Raw genomic sequence first — 24213 nt, 5'->3', positions numbered from 1 at the left:
GTCTAATAAAAATTCAGTCTAATGACTTCGGAAAATTCCAATATTTCGTGAATTTCGTAACAGAGCAACTCGGTTTAAGTTAATGCTGAGCTAGGTCATGTTCTTTACCTTGCCTCCTGATCCCTTAAGTACAACTCGTCGTCAATAAGGGTGGGAATTTGGGGTGCAGGGGCGCAGCCCCACACCCCCCTGGTTTTATTTCCAAACCCCATCTATGAATAGCAGTACTTAGAAGATAAACACCAGTTCCAACGCCCACTTCTTGCCGTCCCGCACCAGTTCTATTTGCCGAATGAACTCTCGGAAGTAGAAGCGGCGTTCGGTTTCAGACAAGTCCAGCCAAAACTCTGGGATAGAAACGGTTTGTGCGGTCGCTTTCAAGTCCACTGGAGGTAACTGAGCAAGGGTTGATTGCAGTTGAGCGATCTCCGATCGCACCTTGTATGCTCGCAATTCAGCCGTCTCTGCATCGAGAATGCCAGTTGTGGTCAGTTCAGGCAGTTGTTGCAGGACAGCTTGCTTGGCAGCAATTTGAGCGGCTAATCCCTGCTTCATCCCATCCATGCTGGGCACCTGCAACTCCGCCACGGCACGGGGCAAGTCTTCGCAGATCCGTTGGATCGTCTGGTCAAGCACCTGCTCATACGGGATGGCGCGGCACTTGGGTTTGTTAGGACAACTCACCGACCTCAAGTACAAGTACTCCTGCGTTTTGCGGGTGGCAGTTACTTTACTGATGGTCATCGGCGACTGACAGTCCGCACAGGTGACGAGTCCTGCCAGCGATCGCGGCGCACTGGCGGTTTTAGGAGCCATGCGGCTATTGCGGCGCAACAGACGATCGACCTGGGCGGCTTCCTGCCGCGAGAGAATCGCTGGATGGGTATCGGGCATGATCTCTCCTGTTTGATACGCCAGATCGCCCCGGTAGACAGGACTGGTCAGCCATCGCTTGCCCGTTGAAGCCGAAATTTTTTTGTTGTATTTCTTTTGCAAGTACCGCACACTGCCGCGCAACGAGCCATACAGCAGAAAGTGTTCAAAAAAATCTTTGACGACTGGAGCGGTTGTGCGATCGAGGGTATAGCGTTCCTTGCCACGACGATAGCCATACGGAGCTTTGCCCGGAGGGGGTAGAGCCTTAACACGGTTGCGGGCGTGTCCCTCGCGAATGCGCTGACTCTGCTGATTCTGCTGGAGGGCTTGGACGAGTTGCAATGCCTCCGATCGCCGCATCCACTGCCCTTTTTGGTCTGCATCCTCCAGGGCAATCACTGTGATCCCTAACGTCTCAAAGATCTGGAGGCGATCGCTCACCGCTTCAACCGAGTCGCCTAGCTCTGCCAACCGTCGCACTAAAACATAGGCTACAGGTTCGTTTTGACAATCCTGAAGTAATTTTTCTAACTGGTGGCGATGCGAAGCCGTTTCCCCATTGGAGTAACCGCCCAAATCTTGATACATTTCGTCTACAGCCTGACCCCAGATCGCTACATCAGGCACAGATTCAAACAAAGGATTACTGTAAGAATACGCAAAAACTTTCATGGAGCAGCATGGTGTGGCGATGCGAAACAATTCCCCCTTTGGGGTAAGCGTCTAAGCGGGGTCAATCGAATAAAACTATTGCAACAATCCTTAAATCTCAACATAACTTGCAGAAAACCTCTATTCTCTAAACAGGTTGAGAAACAACGTTGCTCTGGTATCCTCAAAGTTCTGCTTCAGATCTTGCGAAGTTTATACCACGAGTATTACAAGGTTTCTAAGGGTCTAGGTTTTGGGACGCTTTGTTCCATGATCTCGACCAATCACTAGATCTGACTCATCAAAACCCCTAAAATTATCGAATATTCTTGCCAGGACATGCCATGAGTTCCTTCCTCCACTCTTCAGATGACGTATCTCGTTCCGGCACAGTGACAGAATCTCAAACCGAAAACCTCGAACTCTCTTCACCCTCCGATCTCTTTCTGAGACACCGTCTCAAGATTGTCGAAGATCTGTGGGAGTCTGTCCTGGAGCAGGAGTGTGGACAACAACTCGTGACGTTGTTGCAGCAATTGCGGGGCATTTCATCGCCAGAAGGGCAAGCCCCTGAAGCGGTTGAGCCAGAAGCGTTGAAAGTGATTGAGAAGCTGGACTTGAACGACGCAATCCGTGCAGCACGAGCCTTTGCGCTCTACTTCCAGTTAATCAACATCGTTGAGCAACACTATGAGCAACGGGGGCAACAGCAACAATATCTGTCCTACGATAGCTCAACGGAGAATCAGTCCAGCTTTCCTGACCCACATCCGTTCTACAACGAAGAGGCGCAGAGTGGATTACACGCCGATTTACTGGAACGAAGCTGGCAAGAGCAGGGAACACGCCGCGAATCAGGCACCTTTCAGGCATTGTTTCCCAAGTTGTTTAACCTGAACGTACCGCCTCGCCAGATTCAAAACCTGCTAGACAACCTCGATATCCGGTTGGTGTTTACGGCTCACCCGACGGAGATTGTGCGGCATACGATTCGCGATAAACAGCGGCGGATTGCCAAGATTCTCCGCAGGCTGGATCAGGTTGAAGAAGGAATGCAAGACCTGGGGTTGTCCTCCTCCTGGGAAGCGGAAGCCCTGCGGGATCAGCTAACCGAGGAGATTCGCCTGTGGTGGCGGACGGACGAGTTGCACCAGTTCAAACCGACCGTGCTGGATGAAGTGGATTACACCCTCCACTACTTCCAGGAGGTGCTGTTTGAGGCAATTCCACAGTTGTATCACCGTTTGCGCCACGCCCTGCACGCCACCTTCCCCCGATTGCAACCGCCCCGCTATAACTTCTGCAAATTTGGCTCCTGGGTTGGCTCTGACCGCGATGGCAACCCTTCGGTAACGCCACAAATTACTTGGAAAACGGCGTGCTATCAGCGCAACCTGGTGTTAGAGAAATACATCCAGTCAGTGAAGCACCTGATCAGTCTGCTCAGCCTGTCGCTGCACTGGAGTGATGTGTTGCCGGATCTACTGGAGTCGCTGGAACAAGACCAGATCCAGATGCCAGAGGTGTATGAGCAGTTGGCGATTCGCTATCGGCAGGAACCCTACCGTTTGAAGCTGGCATACATCCAGAAACGGCTGGAAAATACGCGCGATCGCAGCCTGCATCTTTACAACGGCGACTACTTCCAGGATGAGATCCCTGAAGTCAACCCAGCGGCGATCTACCGCTCTGGAGCCGAGTTCCTGGCAGAGTTACAGTTGATTCAACGCAACTTAAATGAGACGGGTCTAACCTGCCGCGATCTGGAAAACCTGTTATGTCAGGTGGAAATTTACGGGTTCAACCTGGCACACCTCGACATTCGGCAGGAGAGCGGACGGCACTCCGACACGATTCACGAAATCACAGAGTACTTGCAGATTCTGCCGACTCCCTACAATGAGATGACCGAAGAGCAGCGATCGCTCTTCCTGGCAACCGAACTGCAAACCCGTCGTCCGTTGATTCCCACGGAGTTGCCCTTCTCCGAAAAGACCTGCGAAACCATTCAGACCTTCCGTATGGTGCGAAAGTTGCACCGGGAGTTTGGTCCTGAAATTTGTCAGACCTACATCATCAGCATGAGCCACCATGTCAGTGACTTGCTGGAGGTGCTGTTGCTGGCGAAAGAAGCAGGGCTGTATGATCCCGCAACCGGAACGGGCAGTCTGCACGTTGTTCCCCTGTTTGAGACGGTGGAGGACTTGCTACGGGCACCCGCTGTGATGGAGCACCTGTTCACACTGCCGCTCTATCGCGCTTACCTCTCTGGCGGATACGAGAGCGATCGCACCGATGATCCATCCCCGGCTCTTCAGGAAGTCATGCTGGGTTACTCCGACAGCAACAAAGACTCTGGTTTCTTGAGCAGCAACTGGGAGATCCACAAAGCCCAGCAAGCCCTGCAAAGAGTCGCAGAGCAGCACAACGTCGCCCTGCGGATCTTCCACGGACGAGGTGGTTCAGTGGGACGGGGTGGCGGTCCTGCCTACGAGGCGATCCTGGCGCAACCAGGACGCAGCATTGACGGACGCATCAAGATCACGGAACAGGGTGAGGTGCTGGCATCCAAGTACAACCTGCCTGAACTGGCACTCTATAACCTGGAAACCATTACCAGTGCGGTGATGCAGGCAAGCTTGTTGCGCAACGGGTTTGATGACATTCAGCCCTGGCACGAGATCATGGAAGAATTGGCAGCGCGATCGCGTTCTCACTATCGGGCGTTGATCTACGAACAGCCCGACTTTGTTGAGTTCTTTCACCAGGTGACGCCGATTGAAGAGATCAGCCAGTTGCAAATTAGCTCTCGCCCTGCTCGACGGGGAGGTAAGAAAGACCTGGCAAGTCTGCGGGCAATTCCCTGGGTGTTTAGCTGGACTCAGACTCGCTTCCTGCTGCCCTCCTGGTATGGCGTCGGTACGGCTATCCAGAGCTTCCTGGAAGAAGAACCAGAGGAAAACCTGAAACTGTTGCGCTACTTCTACTACAAGTGGCCCTTCTTTAAGATGGCGATCTCCAAGTGTGAGATGACCCTATCTAAGGTTGACCTGCAAATCGCCGGACACTACGTCCGGGAACTAACCCAACCAGAAGATGCCGATCGCTTCGAGCGGTTGTTTGAGCAGATCGCCAATGAGTTCTATTTGACCCGCGACCTGGTGTTGACCATCACCGGACACAAACGCCTGCTCGATGGGGATCCTGAACTTCAACGATCGGTGCAACTGCGAAATGGTACGATCGTCCCCCTCGGATTTTTACAAGTCTCTCTCCTCAAGCGGTTGCGGCAACACAAGAGCCATGCGGCATCGGGTGTGATTCGTTCACGCTACAGCCGAGGGGAATTGCTGCGGGGAGCGTTGTTGACCATCAATGGCATCGCCGCCGGAATGCGCAACACAGGTTGATCCCAATCACCCGATCTGCGGCTTTTTTACCCAAGAAGTCGCAGGTCGAAACCCAATTGTGTTGGGTATCTCCCTGGCTCAGGAAGACGTCTTAATGAGGCTGTAGAATACTGCGGATTCGGATTAGCAAATCCTCAAAATCGACTGGCTTACGAATAAAACCATCTGCTCCAGCATCAAATCCATCAGCAGGAGTCGGTTCACTAAAGCCCGTTACTAAGAGGATGGGAATGAATGGCAGCGACGAGTTTTGTCGAATGCGACGAGTGACCTCAAATCCACTCATCTCAGGCATCATGACATCAAGCAACACCAAATCGGGTGGATGAGACACAATTCTCTCTAAAGCCGTGTGACCATTATCCGCAATCTCAACCTCATATCCCTCATCTTCCAGAATTGTTTGCAACAGAAAGCAGTTGTCCGGTAGATCATCAACGACCAAAATCCGATCAGCGGTATTGATCAACTTAGGAGACGTGCTGTTCATCAAACAATCCTGGATTGGATAAAGGAGAACACTCCTATTGTCGTCACGGCATTGATTCACTCACTCACACCTAAGGATGAACTTTCTGCCTGAGGTATGTTGTGTTGATTCAATTTTTTGTTCTACAGCGACTGTCAAAACAGTTATGGCAGTACCCACAAAGATTAGAACGAATGCATCTAATGATTGGAAACTGAACCCGGCGAATGAATTCGCGGCTATCCGAGCGAAGTCCAGGTTTTGAACCTGCGTAGGCAGTTTTTGTGCTGGTAGCGTTCGACTGAGCTCACGCCGAAGTCTGCGGTTTTAACCGCCACTCCCCCAACCATCAGATGCACCCGATTAGGGCGGAATGCAAGGGCGGAACCCCTGACCGAGGGGCGATGCTCCAACCCTGTCAAGGTGGATCGGATGTACAGCAAAGATACAGCACCGCCCGCACGAAATTCTTAGATTGGATCAGCAATGCCGAATTCCTTCGTCAGGCTCTTAAAACCAAACTGATGTTATAGCCGTGGCGACACTCCTCACTGGGGCGGAGGTGAGTCAGAAAGCTTTCCCAGCACCGGGGTTTGAACCATTGCCTTTACCTTAGGCTCTCTGACCAAAGCTATAAGTTATCGCTTTAAGCCCAGACACGCTGCACTAAACGACCGAATCACTTCCGAAAACTGTCGATTGCGCTCCATCAACCCCATGTGTCCCGCAGGAGACAACACAGTTAGTTCGGCTTGCGGCACTGCCCTACTGATCTCTTGATTGGCAGAAGGTCGTGTGGCAATGTCAGACTTGCCTACTACAACCAATGTAGGGACAGTGATGAGAGGAAGTGTCTCCGCCTCGTGAAACTTCAGCATTGCTAACATACCGCGTGCCAGGATGCCAGGAGATGCTTTCAGTCCAATTAATGTAGAAAAATTAAGTTGCCCTCGGGTTTCTCTGCCCGTAAATCCAGAAATTTCTGTCGTCAATAAGGTGAATCCGTTTAAATAGCTGAGCCAACTGGTGAACCAGAGCAAGGGAGAGAGGGCGATCGCCACGTAGAGTAGCGGTTGTAGAAGAGGCTTTTGTAACGCTAACAATAGTTTATGAAAGACCGTTGTTTTTAAGGGATTCGTGTAAGTAGCATCCACAATGATCAAACCAGCCACTCGTCGCTGCAAATGCTCTGGGAACAAGCGACAGAACGTTAGTAGAATCATGCCTCCCATGCTGTGTCCCAACAGTACGACAGGTTGCTCACCGACCAGTTGAAGAACAGCTTCCAAATCACGCGCATATTTTTCCAGGGAGTAGTCTCGATTGTTAGGCTTTTTAGATTTGCCGAGTCCGGGCAAATCCCACACAACAACCTGAAACTGATCCGTTAATTGTTGCTTAACGTAATACCAAACGGTGCTATCTGGTCCCCAACCATGGGTCAAAACCAAGGTAGGACGGTGATGCGAAGCCATTTCCTCAGAACGAGAATGAACTCCATAAAACTCAACTTGAATCTCACTCCCATCGGGTCTAACCAATCGCTGCACGCGATCGCTGCGAATGGGCTTCGGTTCATCTCGTCCCGGACGATGGAGCAGCAAAATGGGCAAAAACCCCAACACTGACCAGAGCAGCATCAACAACCCCAACACTAACCAGCGATCGCTCACCAGTTCTCCCTCATACCATTGATGGAGAATATAACCTGCGCCACCCAACAGTGCGATCGTCAGCACACCTGACAAGCAGCGCAGAAGAAAATCGAGGGGCATGAACATGACGTACCAACCCTCCACCGGAAAGAATACAGGTTGAGGTTAAGCGAATTGGTGTCGTCTGCATAACCCTCCAAAGTTAGAGCCTCTGTCATAGCTCTGTTTCAGGGCTTCTCCTGTGGCTATCGCCAATGCGGCTACGGCATTCAATGCGGTGGAGGCAAGTCAGGAAGCCTTTCCAGCGTCAGAGTTTGAGCTATTGCCTTTGCCTGAAGCTTTCTGACCAAAGCTATACCTGTCTGGGTTTCACAAATTCACTTTAAAGAAGATTTCATTTGCACTGCGGAAACGATTGGTAAAGCCACGAGGAAGCCCCGTCAGTTGTGAACGGTAGGAGGCGATGGCAAGTTGTTTCTGCTCTTGAACGGGTGCGATCGCAAAATGGTAAGCGGCCGCTAAATCTTGCAACTTGAGCATGATAAATAGTGGTGCTCTCCAAAATAACCAGATCGGATACTGCAATAACTCAACCTCAATACCTGCTTGAGCGATCGCCTCTTGGACGAGTTCATAAGTTGCTTCGTGGTCGCGATGGCAATCTTTACGATGAGGAATGTAAACTTCTCCTGGCTGATATACCTTGAGCAAATCAGCAATCTGTACAACCGTTTTCTGTCGTTCCTCATCGTCCAAATCTGGCAAAGCACCATCTGGCTTATCCAGGAAGTGAATATGACTTAAATCAACTCCTAAGATTTCTAAGGCTTGGGTTGCTTCCTGTTTGCGAATTTGAACAAGGCTAGTCGTCGAATCTGTGAGTGAGCCACCTGCACCACCATCCGTTAGAAATGTGACTGCCACTGGTATACCATGCGCTCGTTTCAGTGCAATCATGCCACCGCAGCCAAACGTCTCATCATCTTGATGAGGAGAAAATACCATGACTGATTTATGGTTAAACGTCATGGGTTTGCTACCGCTCCGCAAAATCCACCAAAAGATTAAGTTAGAGTGCATATATTGCAGCATTTCTAACCAAGCATCTGGAAACAAGCTTTGCAATCGCTTTAAATAAGCTTTTATCGTCATAGTTTTTAACTCAAGTTACCCGTTCAACCGTGTAATTATGAAACTGCCTGAATACTGGCTATAGCACTCAAAGAGTTATGTTGTAGCCACATTTGATGGGGCAGAGACGATTCAGAAAGCATCCCCAGAATCAGTATTTGCGCCACTGCCTTTGTCCCAGGCTTTTTGACCAAAGCTATGATTACGGGAAAGTGTAGAGGTGTAACTCCCGACCGAGGGTGCCGCCTCCACATTCCTGCCTCATCATATGGATCGGTAAAAGCACGCCTCAAATTTATTATATTCAACGGAAATAACGCTAAAGCGTTTGATCTGATATCCTCACCAAAAATTGAAGAAATCAGGAGACACTCCGATTAGCTGCGGCAGTATAACAGTTGGATGCGGCTGAAATGAAGCGATCGCCCTTCACGTTCATGCTCTAAATCAGTATTCGCTCTCTTCCTGGAGTTGATAGAGCGTTTCTGCCTGTTGTTCATCTGCGATCGCTTCTACTTGATTTCCCATCTGATCATGGACTCGACTGCGAAACTCATAGGCATCGGCAGAGTTAGGATTCAAGCGGAGAGCATGATTAGCATTCCCCAGTGCTTCTGGGTATTGATTCATAGCCAGGTAAGCCTCCCCTCTGGACAACACTGCCCATAGATTGTTTGGCTCAATCCGTAAAACCTGATTGCAATCGGCTAATGATTCTGGATAGCGTTTTAACGTCAGATATAAATTGGCTCGATAGAGATAGGCTTCAGTATCTTGAGGATTCTGGCTAAGGGTCTGATTCACCCTCTCCAGGCTTTGCTGTGCAATTAACTCCATGCCCTTTTCATGGTCACTGGTGGCGGCGGTTGTATCGCCTATATTTTCATGTGCGGCTCCACGCAGATGGTAAGCTTCGCCAGAGTTGGGGTTGATTTGTATGGCTTGATTCGCGTCTGCGATCGCCCCTTGATAGTCCTCTAAAATCAATCTGGCTCTACCCCGTTGTAGATAAGCCTGCTCATCTCTGGGATTGGCTTGAAGTGCTTGATCTGCTTGCTCAATTTCTTGCGCCATGCGATCGCGATAAGCCCACTGGCGGTAGGTCAGACTCTCTACCATACTTGCCCAGACTGTCCAATTTGGCACATAGGCATACAAGCCACCTGCAAACCCACCTAACAAACTAACTAAATAGATCCCGGTCAAACTGGCTCTGACATGCCACTTCGCGGCATCCTCTCGGCGGGTGTCTAGCAAACCCACCACCATTCTGTACTTTTGAGCAAAGGGCAGCGATCGATAGGGAGGCTCTTGCAGTCGAGTAAAGAGAAACCGCAGCACCCCGTCACGATCGTCGTGGGGGAGTTGTCGCAGGTCTTTGCGGAATTGACTGTTGAGCTTAGCCAACCGAAACGTAGCGGGAATTGTCATGGCGATTAACAGAGCAAATGTGAGCATGAGGGGCTTCATTAACCCCAGTAACCCCAGGAGTACAACGCCAATGCTCTTAAACACCACCCCTATATAGGGATTGCGGGAAAACAGCAGTAAATCTGCAATCTGCCCTCCGTCGAGTGGGTAAATCGGCAGCAGGTTAAACAAGTTGAGGAGAATCAGCATCCAGATGGCTTCTCGCATCCAATTTGTCTCCTCAAACCAGGCAGCTATTGCGGTGGGATCGGTTAGATCAGTAATACCAGAGGCGATCGCCAGAGCAATTCCCAAAATCAATCCAGGCAGCGGACCCGCCAGTGAAATCCAAAATTTTTCGGTGAGGGAGGCATTATCCTTGCGAGCGGTTGCCAGTGCGCCGAGAAATGGAATAAACAGCATCACCGTATCGCGATAGCCGAAGACTTTCATCGCCAGAACGTGCCCGCCTTCGTGCAGCAGCAATACGGCTACAAAAATCAACAACTTCTGTGGTTCAAAAATGGGCGAATAGGAGGCTACAAATAACGCTAAAGTCCCCAATAACAGCCAATTCTTCCCACGTTGAGAAATGCCACTGTGTTGTTTTTGTTCCAACCGATGAAATTCTTCAATCTCTAGCTCCACGGTCGGGGTAGCTGCCGTAGTTGTAGAGGCGATCGCCTGTGCATTTGCCTGCTGCGACACGACGGGTTTGCGCCGAGACACTAAATAAACCAATCTGGCTGTTGTCCACCAGGTTAATCGATAGCTCTCTCCAGGTTTGACCCAACGCACTTCTCCAGTTTTGACGAGTCGCTCTATGCCTGCCTGGTTGTGCGTTTCTAGCTGCTTCAACAGTTCCTCAGCTGAGAGAATAAGCGATCGCCGAGTTTGATTCAGTTCTGCCAGTTTGTCTTGATGTATCTGCCACTGCTGAGCCATCGTAACCGACCCAACATGCTGGGAAATTTCCTGAGGGTTGGGGCTAAAAACCCCAAAAAAAGGGCTATTAGACGTGTTGAGCAGGGTTTTATCTTCGAGGACTGTGATGAAACTCAGGGTGAACGGTGTTGCGTTGTCTAATAATGAGCGCAGCACTAATCCTGCATAGGTTGACTGCGACGCATGTTGCAGCAAAACACCCCACTGTTTTTCCTCCTTCTCAGAACCCTGCTCAATCTGATGGCAACTCACCATCTTAAATCCGTGAGGTCGTAGCTCGGCGATCGCCTCCTTAAAGATCACCTTCAAGTGCTCTGGTACGTCTTTTGCCACAACAGGATGAATTCGTATACATCGCATCGTCGTGTGGCGAGTATTCCAGGCAGCGATGCAATGAGGTAGTGCAAACACAAGCAGCAGGAGAGCGATCGCGTAAACAATGGATAGCATGAGAGGTCAGGTCAGGAGGTGACAATCCAGTCTTCCGAGCCAACCTTACCTATCTAACAATTTGTTACAAAACGAAAGGAACATCTATTTAGACTCACTTTATAAAACAGCAATTGCAGATTAAGAGATCAACAAGTTCTTTTTTCATATACGATAAATTGCTTTTGTCATGTTAGAACCATTACAAGTGCTCTACCTAATCTCAATTCAGAATCTCAACTCTAATTGAGCCATGTTAGGTTTGCCATTGCTAATGCTGGCATATACGGCGTTTAAAGAATTCTCAATCGGGCGTGCTGTACCAGGCTTGATAACACTTGAAACGATATACAAAAAGTGTTCTCAAGAAGGGTTTTGATCGACATCCCGTTCTCACATTTCACAGATCGGGATAGGATTTTTGGCAGTTTAAAGCCATCACCACCGCCGTGAAACAATCTACATTCGACAAACAAATTCTTGCTTTACTGTAGTTTGCAACGGTGGGCTTTCCATGACTGCGAACTAATTTGCCAAGTTCTCAACTCCAACAGTTATAGCACCTGTCGAGATAGTTGAGACAAGGGGGTGAGCCTCTGCACCCCGCCCTAACCAACCCTTCGGTTGCTATATAAAACCAATGAAAGTTGCGCAAATTGTTCCTCGGCTACCACCTTACACGGATGGAGTCGGAGATTATGCAGTGAGATTAGCTGGGCAATTGCTGAAAGCACACCAGATTAACACACAATTTATTATTTTTAAGCCAGGTCCTAAAAACAGTTCAGAACTTGAGTATTTCCCCATCGCAAAACTCAGCGAACATACCACTCAAGCCCTTTTAGAAGCAATTCCCCAGGACATTAATAACATCATCTTGCACTACAGTAACTATCCCTACCTACAGAACAAGTGGGATGCCCCCTTCTGGCTTGTGGATGGATTGCGTGCCATCAAACAGCAATACTCAGTGAAATTAATTGTCATGTTTCACGAATTGCCAACGTTAAAATGGAGACACTTTAAAGTCCTGAACCCCATTCAGGCGATCGCCTCTCGACGGTTAGCAGAGATTGCTGACACGGTGATGACTGACAGTTCTAATTTCAAAAAACATCTTGCTAAATGGACTCAGTCTGATGTTCCTTGCATTCCTGATTTTTCCACCATTGGTGAGCCTGAAACCGTAGTTCCGCTGCATATGCGCGATCGACGTTTGATTGTGTTTGGAGGGCACGATCGCCAACGAGTGTATAAAAACCATTTACCTACATTGTTGCAAACCTGCCAGGCGTTGGGCATCGAAGAGGTATGTGATATTGGAGCCACGCTAGACCTAGATGCGTCCCGCTTTGGTAATGTACGTCTGGTGCAGAAGGGGTTTCAATCAGCAGAGGCAGTCCAGCATTTAATGTCAACCTCGTTTGCAGGGCTAATGGACTACACCCCCTTTCCGGGCGACCTGGGTAAATCGTCGGTGTTTGCAGCATTTTGTGCTCACGGGTTGTTGCCCGTTTGTACGACCTACAACCCCTCCGAAGCCGATGGTATTTACGCCAATCAGCAATATCTGGTGGCAGGCAAACAGCTTGAAGACTTCAGACTGGCACAACTTCAGGCGATCGCGACTCAAGCTCACACCTGGTATAGCCATCACAGTTTGGCAAAAAATACCGATGTTTTTGCATCCTATCTGCATCACCCCATTTAGGACGATCCCGTAAGCTCAACCCAATTGACTTTACCGCTATGCCATTTGCAGGATGTTAGACCATGAGAGACTTCATTCCAGTATCACAACCTTCGGTAACGGCTCTGGAAACAACTTATGTGCTGGATGCGCTCCAGTCAGGTTGGATTTCATCTCTGGGTCAATACATCACTACCTTTGAGGAGCAATTTGCAGAATACTGTGGCACAAAATATGCACTGACCACTTCAAGCGGTACAACTGCTCTACATTTGGCTTTAGAAAGCTACGGCATCAAAGCAGGGGATGAGGTCATCGTTCCTGATTTAACTTTTATTGCGACAGCAAATGCGGTGGCTTATACCGGAGCAAAACCTGTCCTGGTTGATATCGAGGAAGACACCCTTTGCATCGACCCGGTAGCGATTGAAAAAGCAATTACACCCAACACAAAAGCAATCATTGCTGTGCATTTGTATGGACATCCTGCCAATATGCCAGAAATAAACCGGATTGCAACTCAACATGGGTTGATTGTTATTGAAGATGCGGCTGAGGCGCATGGTGCCTCCATTCATGGGCGCAGAACAGGTGCATTAGGACATTGCGGCGTGTTTAGCTTTTACGGCAACAAAGTGATCACTTGTGGCGAAGGAGGAATGCTAACCACCGATGATGAAGACCTCTACTGCCGAGCCAGGTATCTTCGAGATCACGCAATGAGCAGTACAAAGCGATATTGGCACGATGAAATCGGGTTTAACTACCGCATGACTAATTTACAGGCTGCGTTAGGGTTAGCTCAGCTCCATCGAATTGACGATTTTTTGAGTCAGAAACAAGCCATTTTTGAACAATATCACTACTATCTAGCTGACATTCCAAACGTCAAATTAAACTTCACAGCCTCGTGGGCATCTAATGTGTTTTGGCTTGTGTGCCTGGAAATTGAAGGTTTAACGGAGCAAGAACGTGATCAATGGATGGTAGAGCTAAAGCAACGGGGTATCGATACCAGACCCTACTTTTGTCCACTATCAGCTATGCCCATGTACCACGACGCATCAGTTGATACCCCGATCGCCCACAAAGTCGCCCAACGGGGTATCAACCTCCCCTCATACTTTGACTTAAGTGACAGTGATATTGCTTACGTCTCAAATACGGTTCGTACTGGATTGGGATATGCAGCAAAACCTGACATTCAACTTGATGCGATCGCCCTTCCGTGCCGATGTAATTCGCAACACTCCCCCTGCACACACTAGCATCGCTTTGGTCAGAAAGCTTAAGGCAATGGATCAAACCCTGATACCAGGAAAGCGTCCTGACTCGCCTCCGCTCCATCGAATGCGGCAACGGTAGAGTTGACCATAGGGATTATAGCAGTATTCACTAAGGTTAGGACGGGGTGCAGGGGTGGAACCCCTGGCTAGGGGCGCAGCCCCCACACCCCCTTATGTCCTAATGCATATACGTAGGGCTATATGACAGCACATCGTACAGGGGTAAAGGAGTGGAGGAGCTACCGAATGATCCCCCAGCTATCCTTCTACTCCCTTACCCCTTTACACCTACCCGGCCAAAACCATCAACATGGGTGCATCTGACGGTTAGAGAAGTGACGGTTAAAACCGCAGCTGCCAGAACCAAGCCTGCCTACATAGGTTCAAAACCTCAGTCCGCCTGCACGGGCTTCGCTCCAATAGCCACGAATTCATTCGCTGGCTTCAGTTCCCCTATCACTAGATGCAACCCATCAACATCCTTTAAGTAGGGTTCATCTTAATAGGGATGAATCCTACTAAATATTTACATTTATCGTACCTGTATACATTTACGATATACGCAAGTGTAATTTCAGGTAAAAATTCGTTCTCAATTCAGTTTTTTCCAAATTACGATTGCACTGGTTGCCCCACTGAAGAAGTTGCTGATCTAGCAATATTTTCAGCAGTGTTAAGTAGGTGGTTATAAATAAGTGTAGGAAAGGGGGTTTAGGGGCGTTGCCCCCAAGAAGGGAGATACATCCCCCTCCATCCCCTCCTCTATCTGACGTTTAATTACGCCAAGCTACTTATTGTAGAAATGAGAAATACAATGGCAAAGCTAAAAGCTGAAAACATTTGTATTGATTATTTTGTCAAACGCTCACAGCGTTTAGTTCCTGCTGTTCAAGATGTCAGTTTTGAAGTCGAAGAAGGGCAGTTTTTAGCGATCGTGGGTCCGAGCGGTTGCGGCAAGACAACTCTGCTAAACGTGATTGCTGGTTTGTTGCCCGTCAAAACTGGAACTATTTCACTGGATGGTGAGGCGATCGCAGGTCCAGGTCGCGATCGCGCTATGGTGTTTCAATCGCCTGCTCTGATGCCCTGGCGGACGGTGATCAGCAATGTGATGTATGGGTTGGAGTTGCAGGGACATCGCCGTGACAAAGCCCATGATCGCGCCAAACGTTTTATTGATCTGGTTGGGCTAAAAGAATTTGAGGAGAGCTATCCTCATGAGTTGTCAGGCGGGATGCAACAACGGGTTAATTTAGCCCGCGCACTGGCGATTGAACCCAGGCTTTTGTTATTAGACGAGCCGCTCTCTGCATTAGATGCTCAGACCCGTGAGTATATGCAGCTAGAGTTGCAACGAATCTGGCAAGAAGCTGGCACAACCGCAATTTACGTCACTCATCAAATCGACGAAGCCATTTTTCTGGCAGATCAGGTGATGGTGATGTCGGCTCGCCCCGGACAGGTGAAAGCCATCGTGCCAATTTCGCTGCCACGCCCCCGCACCCTTGCGATGAAACGCCAATCCAAATTTAACCAGCTTGAGAATCAAATCTGGGAACTGTTGCAAATTGATCCTGGGGCGATCGATCTGTCCATTCAACCGCTGAGTGCAAATACATTGATTTGAAGATTTGAAACGGCTATGAGCAAATTTCGTCGGGAGCCACTGAACCCCACTCAATTAGAACAGGGTAAACATCCATGGCAGAGATGCTTGCAACGCCATGAAAACACCCTTCTAGCATTAATGACCCTGACGATTTTTTTGATCATTTGGGAACTCCTGCCTCACTTGGGAATCGTCAAACCGCTCTTTACCAGTTCCCCCAGTCGTATTGTCAAAGCAGCACAGTGGTTGTTTGCCAACGGGTTCTGGTACGACATTCAGGTGAGCGCGACCGAGTTCATCGCTGGGTTTACTCTGGCGGTTGCGGTTGGCATTCCATTGGGAATTTGTCTCGGTTGGTATCGTCGTCTATTTGCAGCCTTTGATCCATTTATCTCAACACTCTACGCCACACCCCGTGTTGCGTTGCTCCCTCTGCTGATTTTGTGGTTAGGCATCGGCATCAGTTCAAAAATTGCTGTTGTTTTTCTAGGAGCAGTCTTTCCCATCTTGATCAATGTGTTGTCAGGTATGAGAACCATTGATGCCAATTTACTGAAGTGCGCCCGTTCGTTTGGCGCAAATGACTACCAAATCTTTACGACTCTGGCGGTGCCTAGCTCCATTCCCTTTATCATTGCGGGAATGCGCCTAGCCGTCGGTCGAGGATTGGTTGGGGTTGTGGTGGGAGAACTGGTTGCAGCCCAAGCGGGGGTGGGTCACATGATCCGGAGAGCAGGGGCAACTTTCCAAACGGATAAGGTGTTCGTTGGCATTTTTGTTCTGGCTCTGACAGGTTACGTTTTAACGGAATTACTCAAACTTCTAGAAACTCGTTTTGAGCGATGGCGATCGCCCTAATTTTCCCTTCATCAAATTTCTCTGCTCACCCATCACACTTCCCAACTCACTATGAAAGCAAAATACTGGTGGTCTGCAATTCTGACACTCTTTGCTGTTGTAGTCGTATCTTGCACAAATCAAGCTACTACTTCAACTGACACTGCTACTGCAAATACATCTATTAATATGTGCTACAGCGGCATTTCAGGAACTCAAATTGTGACCTGGTACGCTCAGGACAAAGGGCTATTTGAAAAGCACAGTGTCAAGGTGAGCCTGTCATCCATTGAAGGGGGGTCAGATGCGACTACTGCCGTGCTGACTGGCAATACGGAAGTTTGCCAAATTGCAGGCTCAGCAGTCGTAAATGCGGTCGTTGCGGGTGAAGATTTAGTGTTTGTCGGAGGAATCATCAATACCTATCCCTATTCACTCATGGTGACCCCCAACATTAAGACAGCTGAAGATCTGAGGGGCAAAGCCTTAGCTGTGAGTAAGCCCGGAAGTGCTTCCGATGCAGCAATTCGTGAGATTTTGAGGACGCTGAACTTAAAGCCCGATGAAGATGTCACGATTTTGGCGGTTGGTGGACAGGGAGAACGATTAGCCGCTATGGAAACAGGGCAAGTTGTGGGTACGGTAGTATCCGTCCCTGAAACAATCGAAGCCAAGGAAAAGGGGTATCAAGTTTTAGTTGAGATGTCTAAACTTGATATTCCCTATCAACACACTGGAATCGTGACGACCCGGACGTATATTGAGTCAAACCGAGCGGTTGTTTCAGGTGTAATGAAAGCAGTTACTGAGGCGATCGCCCTGATGCAAACCGATAAATCTGGCACGATGGAAGTGATGGCAAAATATATGCTGCTTGACCCTCAAGAAGATGAGCCATCCCTGGTAGAAGCTTACGACGTTTTAGTGCAAAACTACCTGCCTCAGATACCCTATCCCAGTGTTGAAGGCATTCAGACCCTGCTGACGCAGTTAGAAGCTGAAAATGCCAACGCTGCGAATACAAAGCCAGAGGATGTAGTGGATTTGACGATTGTGAAAGAATTGGAAACCAACGGTTTTATCGCAGGCTTGTATAACAATCCCCAATAGCCACATCTCATTTGCAAACAATTGATCATCCACGATGGATACCATTAGCCGATTTTCAACAAAAGCAGAGAAATACATTCGCTATCGCTGGGATTATGTCCCCGATGCGATCGCTACGATTGTTGACAGATGTCAACTGACAGCAGAATCGGCTGTGGCTGATGTGGGGTCGGGTACGGGCATGGTGAGCCAACACTTTGTAGAGCGGGTCAAGCAGGTGTTTGCCATTGAACCGAGTGATGAAATGAGGGCGATCGCCGCTGAACAGTTGGGGCATTATCCAAGCTTTTTCAACATCAACGGTTTATCAGAAGCAACCACCTTACCCGACCAATCCGTTGATTTAATTGTCGTAGGGCGAGCGATTCACTGGTTTCAACCGACTCAAACCCGCCAGGAGTTTTTGCGAATTCTCAAACCGGGAGGATGGCTCGCTATTCTGCAAAATCCGTGTACGGATCAGGCATTGCTGAAGGTGTTTAAAGCGTTACGGGTCGAAGAAAATGGGTGGGCTGTCAAGGCAGACAAATTTGAGCGAGAACGGGTGCCACTGAGTTTCTATTATGGGCATGAAAACGTTTTGAGATTAGCCTTTCCCAGCTTTAGAGATGAGACATGGGAAGAGTTTTTAGGGCGATTGTCGTCACTGTCGCCTGCACCAAACGAGGATCATCCCCTATATCAAACGTTTGTCAGTTGCGTCAGGAGTATGTTTGAGCAGTTTTGCTCTGGCGATCGCATTACAGTTTCTTTTGAGACGGAGTTGCATCTCGGACAAATGCAGGATTCTACTCAAGGGTAGACCTTTAGCATCGGTTGCTTTGATTCAAAATGGGTGTCCTGTTCTACCAATCGGATGAATCAACCCTTAGAGCATTGGACTGAACACCATGATGACTCAAACTCATACCTTCATTGGTTTTGCCAAAGATGAAATTGAGCGATCGATTGCCCATCGCTTCAGATATGTGGTCAACCGATTTCCTGACCATATCGCCATTCAGAGCGATCGCCACCAACTGACCTACACTGAGTTTCATCACAACGCCAATCAAATCGCTCATGCCATTTTGCGTCAACGAGGACAAGGTGAGGAACCGATTGCCCTGTTATTAGAGCATGATGCGGCGATGATGACTGCAATGCTCGGTACACTGATATCGGGCAAAGCCTATGTTGCGTTAGACCCGTCCTATCCACAATTCCGGTTAAGTCAAATCTTGAGTGATTTGCAGGGTGAATTAATTCTCACAAATAGCCAAAATCTCGCTCTGGCACAGGAATTAGTATCCACACAAACCACTTATCAAATTCTCAACATTGACGAACTGGATACAGAGATTTCTGATGAGGTTGATGTACCGATTAACGGTGATACCCTCGCGGGAATTTTTTATACCTCCGGCTCAACGGGAAAAGCAAAAGGGGTTGCTCGTCCCCATCGCGAAATTCTACATCGCATCTGGTTGGAAACCAACGACTACAAAATTCACACAGGCGATAAAATTTCGCTTCTGTATTCTTGCAGTTTTGGGGCTTCTATCTCTGATATTTTTAATGCTCTTTTAAATGGAGCAACATTGTGTTTGTATAACGTTAAAGGGGCAGGGCTAGATACTTTAGTAAATTGGCTCACGCATGAGGGAATTACCATATTTCATCTTCCGGTGATGCTATTTCAACAGTTATTGGATTGGTTAACAGGTGAAGAAACATTTCCCAAGTTACGCCAGATCATTCCATCGGGTAAGTTATTCAGGCGCGATGTAGAGCGGTTTAGACGCTACTTTCCAGAAGACTGCATCCTCATCCAACGGCTCTCTTCAACCGAAACAGGCATGATTCGCCGTTTTATCATCGATCGCCACACGGAAATTAATAGCCCTGTCGTCCCAGTTGGTTACGCCATTGAAGATAAAGAGGTTTATTTAGTAGATGAGACAGGTCAACCCGTTGACATCAATGAAGTAGGAGAAATTGTCGTTAAAAGTCGTTATCTTTCAGCGGGATACTGGCGCAACCCCGAGTTAACTCGTCAGAAGTTTTTACCCAGTCCCACTGGAGATGGAACACAAATCTATTTCACCCGCGATTTGGGTCGCCTGCGTCCCGATGGTTGTCTGGAGTTTTTAGGGCGCAAAGACTTTATGCTCAAAATTCGAGGCTATCGGGTTGAGCCATCCGAGATTGAAGTCGCTTTGTTAGAGCTTGGTTCGATAAAACAGGCTGTGGTTGTTGCTCAACCAGATGCCAATGGCGAACAGCAATTGGTTGCTTATTTTATTCCTCAGGCAGAGCCTGCCCCCTCAACCACCCGCCTACGACGAGCACTCACTCAGACGCTGCCAGATTACATGGTTCCTCTGGTGTTTGTTGCGCTAACCGAGATGCCCCTGACCGCTAGCGGCAAAATCGATCGCGCTGGACTGCCCCCAGTGGATTGGACACAACGCCATCTGGATACATCATTGGTTGCTCCTACAACATCATTAGAAGAAAAATTAACCGTCATCTGGCGCACGTTGTTGAAATTAGAACAAGTAGGAATTCATGACAATTTCTTTGATTTAGGAGGGCATTCCCTTCTGGCGGTACAACTGTTGAGCGATATCAAACAGCAGTTGGGCTATGACCTCCCCGTCGCAACACTATTACAGGCTCCCACCATTGCTGAATTGGCAGTCCTTTTGGAACAAGGGACGCGATCGCCCTGGATGGCTCTTGTCCCTGTACAACCTAACGGCACCAAACCTTCTTTATTCTTTCATGGCGGTGCAGCGGATGCTCTGAAATGGTCTGGCGTAGCTCGTTTGCTGGGATCTGATCAACCCTTTTATGCCTTTCAACGCCCTGACTTAGATGGCAAACCCGTCACTCAAACCACGGTTGAGGCGTTAGCGGCTCACTGTATTGAAGAGATGCGTACGGTTCAACCCCACGGACCTTACTTCATTGGGGGACACTGTTTTGGCGGAGTGGTTGCCTTTGAAATAGCTCATCAATTGCTTGCTCAAGGTGAAGCGATCGCTCTTTTTGTCTTAATCGATTCCTACGCTCCTAAACCACTGCCCACCTCCTCCTGGTTTAGGCTACAAAATTCAGTCCATAAAACGCTGTTTGAACTGCAAAAATCCTACTACTACCACGGCAATCTGAGAGGATTGCGTCAATTGCCAGAGAGGATTAATACAGTGTTGAAACGAAAATTGCAGCAGCGCGATCGCCAAACAGTTTTAACTGAAACCAGCAATCCTCAACCTGAAACCAAACAACATCGTGCGGAGGCATCCAGCGCACCTCACCTAACTACCAATCTGGGAGAGACGCTCTCCCACGAAATGCGATACATTCGGGCGGAGGCAATTAATCGAACCGCTAAAGCTCAATACAGACCTAAAGTTTACCCTGGTTCCATCGTACTTTTGCGGGCAACTCGACAAGTCCGAGCATGGCATTTTGGCTCTGCTCTGGGTTGGCATGATTTGACCAGCCAAGCCATTGATACTATTCAAATTCCGGGTTTCTTTGGCAACCTATTTAACTACAAAGCGTTGCCGAAAGTGGCATCTGCCCTCAAACAAGTGTTAGAGACAGCCCAAAACAACTCAGCATCAGGTGCATCTAGTGATTGAGGGACTGAACCTGGCGAATGAATTCGCGGCGATTGGAGCGGAGTCTGCCGACGCGGACTGAGGTTTTAAACCTGCGTAGGCAGGCTTTGTTCTGGTAGCGTTCGGCTGAGGCTCACGCCGAAGTCTGCGGTTTTAACCGCCACTCCCCTAACCGTCAGATGCACCCAGAGGCAATGATTCGAATCCTGATTCTAGGAAAGCCTTCTGACTTGCCTCTGCCCCATCGAATGTGGCTACGGCTATACCTGTGGAGAATGCCAAATTTTGACAACGTCTATCGTACAAAAGTACTATAATATGACAAAGCAATTGCCGGATATCCATCGGGAATTGTTTTGTAATGGTGGATGGCTTCTCTCATGACTGTTTTACAGGCTTTGATGGAACGGGCGAAGCAAGGCGATGCAGCGGCGATCGCCGTTCTGATGAATGACGCGCTGATCTCGGAAAAAATTCGGGTCAAGGCGATTTTACAGGATGGGTGTCTTCAGTTAATGTTTCGAGCACCTCGCCTACTCAATCAACACGCCACGATCGCCTTTACCCGACGTGGCATTTTGCGCCTTCGCCCTGCGTCTGTTGTTGGAGTTCGGTTGTATGCGTGGCAAGTTGATGAAGACTTCCCGGATTGGATTGCTGAGTTTTTGCTAGAGCCATCCCCCCAACCCTCCGTTGAAACCGTCACCACTCCGGTATCCGCCCCAGTGGTTACCCAACAGGTTGAGCCAAAAACGCCTGAACCAGTTGCTGTGAAAGTAGACGCGATCGCACCTCCTGCCTCTCCTCTGCCCACAGCCATTCCGGAACCTGTTTTAGTTCCGCCTTCGTTAACTCCATCGTTGACCGTTGAACCCCCTCCGGAATCAGATAAGACAAACCGTGACTCGCACAACTCTACAGAAAGTACTCCAGAACCAGTTTTGGAGAAACTTTCAGTAGATACGATACAAATTACGCTCGATGAGGGGTATCGTCTGCCCGTCGCGCAACCTGCTACAACTCGCTCTAGCCTGAGATCCCAGCGTAAAAAGAAGGAGCTAACAAAAGTTGACTCCGCTGTGCAAGTGAGTGTGGTGTTGATGTTTGTTGTTATGTTCTATTTTTTAATGGCATAGTGTGACCTGACAGAGTAGAACCTGACAGAGTGGGATGCAGAAATTAACTCCAATTCAGAAGTCGATAGGTTTTACTTTCCACCAGAATGAAAATACCCAAGCCGATTAACACAAATGGTACGATCGCATGACCATGTCGAGTTAACACATGAGCGATCGCTGGGAAGTGGGCGAGTCGATAGGCAACAGCACACCACACAGCAATTAACACAAAAAAAACAATCAGTGTTATACCTAACACTGTTAAGTTAGAGTTGGCAAAAAGTGGAATGTATATACCAATATTGTCTCCACCATTGGCAATAGTAACTGCTGCCACACTATAGCTTTGAGGAGCCAGCACCTTTGCCAAATTGAAGGAGAGGGATGACTTTTCGGTGGGATGCATTAGCTCGTCGGATACGGTTTTTACTGCATCATCGTCATCTGGACTGAACCACTGCTTTAATCCAATGGCGATCGGCAAAAAGCCTAATAATCCAATCCATTCTCGCGGAATCAACAACCCTCCAAAGAAACCCGGCAAACTCGCCAGAATTAAAACCGCAAATCCGAGGTATTGACCAATAATGATGTGTCGGGGGCGAAATGTGGTGTTGACCTGAGCAAAAAACAACATCAGGATAACGATGTCATCAATATTGGTAGCAATAAAGGCAGTTGTTCCGGTAATGACAGCTTGTGTAATCCAGCCCATAGCATCTCATACCGATTTAATGTTTGATTGTGGCAGATCACGGGGTAGGGGCGTTTCGCGAAACGCCCTTACGGAATCCTGTGCAGCGAAGCCAATTCAAATTGGTATCATTTTCTTCGTTCGTCTAGTCCACGCAGGACATTGTCAGTCCTATCAGTGTTAGCAAGTTGGTTAGAGAGCTTTCAATTGCGGCGGTTGAGCCGCGAAGTATTGTTGAATCGACGCTGCATCATCCTGTCCCAAAACAATCTGCTGATAAGCAACCTCTAAATTGTTAGGAAATAGCCCCTGAAACAGATAATCTGCATAAGCAGCAGGAACCGTGGTTTGAGCAATGGCTTCCTCCTGAGACAACCCTGCTTCTCGCCACCCCACAGCCAGAGCTTCCAGGTCAGCGAGATAGGTCTTCTGGGTCACGAGAGTGGTGCGATCGCCCATGGGTCCATGTCCCGGCACAGCTTTCGCCGTTCCATAGCTGCTGATCAGCTTATCCAGGTTTTCTTGCCACAGCCGAATATTGCCATCTCCCAGATAGGGAATTCGCTGAGAAAAGAGCAAGTCTCCTGCTACCAGCACATCGGCATCGGGAATGTACGCCACCATATCCGTGCCACCGGAATGACCATCAAACTCCATCAACTGCACCTGGCGATCGCCCAGCCAAATTTCCTGCTTACCATTCACCACGACGTCTGGAGGAGTGACATTCGGATCCATTTCTCGGTTGCGGGTGAGCATAAACTCCCGAATCAACCCCCGTCCCAGGATTGGAAATCCTTGAGCTTTGACGGCGGCGTTTCCACCGGAGTGGTCAAAGTGGTAGTGGGTATTGACAACGTATCGAATGGGTTGGTCGGTGAGGGTTGCTACTGTGGAAAAGAGAAGGTTGGCAAGAGCTTCGTTCTGGAATGGATCTAACACCAGAACACCCTCTGATCCAATCACAACGGTGGCATTACAAATCGCGACCCTTTCTGGATCGGCAGGGGGAAAATCCGTGCTGGAGATGAAACTGTAGACCCCATTGGCAATTTCTTCTACCTGCACTCCTGCGACATCCAGGGTTAACTCGGATGGGGTTTGGGCAGAGATTTTGGGTTGTACGCTCACAATTCCAAGCAGTGTGACTAGAGCGATGACCAGCCCTACAATCCATTGGCGAAGGTGTTGCATGATGATTTGTGTCAAATTCCTGTGCGAACTCAATAGATGCCATCAATGCTACTCTGGGCTTCCTGTTTCGGCTATCGCCGATAAGGTG

The 24213-nt window shown here is 48.8% G+C and carries 16 protein-coding genes; 9 read left to right on the top strand and 7 right to left on the bottom strand.

Features of this window, described 5'->3' with window-relative positions; genetic code table 11:
* Positions 1 to 228 precede the first annotated feature (228 nt).
* Positions 229 to 1548, bottom strand: a complete 1320-nt coding sequence (locus H6G89_RS12565; RefSeq protein WP_190506622.1) for a recombinase family protein — start codon at positions 1546 to 1548, stop codon at positions 229 to 231.
* Between the two features lie 323 nt (positions 1549 to 1871).
* Between H6G89_RS12565 and ppc the strand changes: the two genes are divergently transcribed.
* Positions 1872 to 4937, top strand: a complete 3066-nt coding sequence (ppc, locus tag H6G89_RS12560) for a phosphoenolpyruvate carboxylase (protein ID WP_190506621.1) — start codon at positions 1872 to 1874, stop codon at positions 4935 to 4937.
* A gap of 91 nt (positions 4938 to 5028) precedes the next feature.
* Here ppc and H6G89_RS12555 read toward each other — a convergent pair whose 3' ends face one another.
* The 4 genes from H6G89_RS12555 to H6G89_RS12540 form a co-directional block, all read right to left on the bottom strand.
* Entirely contained in the window at positions 5029 to 5427 is a 399-nt protein-coding gene (locus tag H6G89_RS12555) for a response regulator (protein ID WP_190506618.1), read from the bottom strand.
* Between the two features lie 617 nt (positions 5428 to 6044).
* Positions 6045 to 7181, bottom strand: coding sequence for an alpha/beta fold hydrolase (locus H6G89_RS12550; RefSeq protein ID WP_190506616.1), 1137 nt, complete (start codon positions 7179 to 7181; stop codon positions 6045 to 6047).
* Positions 7182 to 7430: 249 nt separating this feature from the next.
* Positions 7431 to 8213, bottom strand: coding sequence for a PIG-L deacetylase family protein (locus H6G89_RS12545; RefSeq protein ID WP_190506609.1), 783 nt, complete (start codon positions 8211 to 8213; stop codon positions 7431 to 7433).
* 426 nt (positions 8214 to 8639) lie between these two features.
* Complete coding sequence (locus H6G89_RS12540) at positions 8640 to 10997, bottom strand: tetratricopeptide repeat protein (protein ID WP_190506607.1); 2358 nt, start codon at positions 10995 to 10997, stop codon at positions 8640 to 8642.
* 619 nt (positions 10998 to 11616) lie between these two features.
* Between H6G89_RS12540 and H6G89_RS12535 the strand changes: the two genes are divergently transcribed.
* From H6G89_RS12535 to H6G89_RS12500, 8 genes are all read left to right on the top strand, one after another.
* Positions 11617 to 12687 (top strand): glycosyltransferase family 1 protein, encoded by a 1071-nt coding sequence (locus tag H6G89_RS12535; RefSeq protein ID WP_190506605.1) that lies wholly within the window; start codon positions 11617 to 11619, stop codon positions 12685 to 12687.
* Between the two features lie 62 nt (positions 12688 to 12749).
* On the top strand, positions 12750 to 13934 hold the full coding sequence (locus H6G89_RS12530) for a DegT/DnrJ/EryC1/StrS family aminotransferase (protein ID WP_190506603.1): 1185 nt from the start codon (positions 12750 to 12752) through the stop codon (positions 13932 to 13934).
* 832 nt (positions 13935 to 14766) lie between these two features.
* On the top strand, positions 14767 to 15579 hold the full coding sequence (locus H6G89_RS12525) for an ABC transporter ATP-binding protein (protein ID WP_190506601.1): 813 nt from the start codon (positions 14767 to 14769) through the stop codon (positions 15577 to 15579).
* 15 nt (positions 15580 to 15594) lie between these two features.
* Positions 15595 to 16419: an ABC transporter permease gene (locus H6G89_RS12520; protein WP_190506599.1), complete on the top strand. Its 825-nt coding sequence runs from the start codon at positions 15595 to 15597 to the stop codon at positions 16417 to 16419.
* Between the two features lie 51 nt (positions 16420 to 16470).
* Positions 16471 to 17508, top strand: a complete 1038-nt coding sequence (locus H6G89_RS12515; protein ID WP_190506597.1) for an ABC transporter substrate-binding protein — start codon at positions 16471 to 16473, stop codon at positions 17506 to 17508.
* Positions 17509 to 17542: 34 nt separating this feature from the next.
* Complete coding sequence (locus H6G89_RS12510; RefSeq protein WP_190506594.1) at positions 17543 to 18310, top strand: class I SAM-dependent methyltransferase; 768 nt, start codon at positions 17543 to 17545, stop codon at positions 18308 to 18310.
* 88 nt (positions 18311 to 18398) lie between these two features.
* A complete protein-coding gene (locus H6G89_RS12505) occupies positions 18399 to 21140 on the top strand; it encodes an alpha/beta fold hydrolase (protein WP_190506592.1) in 2742 nt (913 codons plus the stop codon).
* A 347-nt stretch (positions 21141 to 21487) separates the two neighbouring features.
* Positions 21488 to 22255 (top strand): hypothetical protein, encoded by a 768-nt coding sequence (locus H6G89_RS12500; protein ID WP_190506590.1) that lies wholly within the window; start codon positions 21488 to 21490, stop codon positions 22253 to 22255.
* A 43-nt stretch (positions 22256 to 22298) separates the two neighbouring features.
* Here H6G89_RS12500 and H6G89_RS12495 read toward each other — a convergent pair whose 3' ends face one another.
* Positions 22299 to 22952: a cadmium resistance transporter gene (locus H6G89_RS12495; protein ID WP_190506588.1), complete on the bottom strand. Its 654-nt coding sequence runs from the start codon at positions 22950 to 22952 to the stop codon at positions 22299 to 22301.
* 171 nt (positions 22953 to 23123) lie between these two features.
* Positions 23124 to 24125, bottom strand: a complete 1002-nt coding sequence (locus H6G89_RS12490) for an MBL fold metallo-hydrolase (protein WP_190506586.1) — start codon at positions 24123 to 24125, stop codon at positions 23124 to 23126.
* Positions 24126 to 24213 lie beyond the last annotated feature (88 nt).

Origin of the sequence: Oscillatoria sp. FACHB-1407, assembly GCF_014697545.1 — a bacterium.
Lineage (GTDB): Bacteria > Cyanobacteriota > Cyanobacteriia > Elainellales > Elainellaceae > FACHB-1407.
Note: the sequence above shows the minus strand (reverse complement) of the source record. Positions and strands in the feature narration are given on the sequence as shown.

Bases quoted from the DNA above. Each gene is read 5' to 3' on its own strand.
- H6G89_RS12565 (WP_190506622.1), bottom strand. From the start codon at position 1,548: ATGAAAGTTTTTGCGTATTCTTACAGTAATCCTTTGTTTGAATCTGTG.
- ppc (WP_190506621.1), top strand. From the start codon at position 1,872: ATGAGTTCCTTCCTCCACTCTTCAGATGACGTATCTCGTTCCGGCACA.
- H6G89_RS12555 (WP_190506618.1), bottom strand. From the start codon at position 5,427: ATGAACAGCACGTCTCCTAAGTTGATCAATACCGCTGATCGGATTTTG.
- H6G89_RS12550 (WP_190506616.1), bottom strand. From the start codon at position 7,181: ATGCCCCTCGATTTTCTTCTGCGCTGCTTGTCAGGTGTGCTGACGATC.
- H6G89_RS12545 (WP_190506609.1), bottom strand. From the start codon at position 8,213: ATGACGATAAAAGCTTATTTAAAGCGATTGCAAAGCTTGTTTCCAGAT.
- H6G89_RS12540 (WP_190506607.1), bottom strand. From the start codon at position 10,997: ATGCTATCCATTGTTTACGCGATCGCTCTCCTGCTGCTTGTGTTTGCA.
- H6G89_RS12535 (WP_190506605.1), top strand. From the start codon at position 11,617: ATGAAAGTTGCGCAAATTGTTCCTCGGCTACCACCTTACACGGATGGA.
- H6G89_RS12530 (WP_190506603.1), top strand. From the start codon at position 12,750: ATGAGAGACTTCATTCCAGTATCACAACCTTCGGTAACGGCTCTGGAA.
- H6G89_RS12525 (WP_190506601.1), top strand. From the start codon at position 14,767: ATGGCAAAGCTAAAAGCTGAAAACATTTGTATTGATTATTTTGTCAAA.
- H6G89_RS12520 (WP_190506599.1), top strand. From the start codon at position 15,595: ATGAGCAAATTTCGTCGGGAGCCACTGAACCCCACTCAATTAGAACAG.
- H6G89_RS12515 (WP_190506597.1), top strand. From the start codon at position 16,471: ATGAAAGCAAAATACTGGTGGTCTGCAATTCTGACACTCTTTGCTGTT.
- H6G89_RS12510 (WP_190506594.1), top strand. From the start codon at position 17,543: ATGGATACCATTAGCCGATTTTCAACAAAAGCAGAGAAATACATTCGC.
- H6G89_RS12505 (WP_190506592.1), top strand. From the start codon at position 18,399: ATGATGACTCAAACTCATACCTTCATTGGTTTTGCCAAAGATGAAATT.
- H6G89_RS12500 (WP_190506590.1), top strand. From the start codon at position 21,488: ATGGCTTCTCTCATGACTGTTTTACAGGCTTTGATGGAACGGGCGAAG.
- H6G89_RS12495 (WP_190506588.1), bottom strand. From the start codon at position 22,952: ATGGGCTGGATTACACAAGCTGTCATTACCGGAACAACTGCCTTTATT.
- H6G89_RS12490 (WP_190506586.1), bottom strand. From the start codon at position 24,125: ATGCAACACCTTCGCCAATGGATTGTAGGGCTGGTCATCGCTCTAGTC.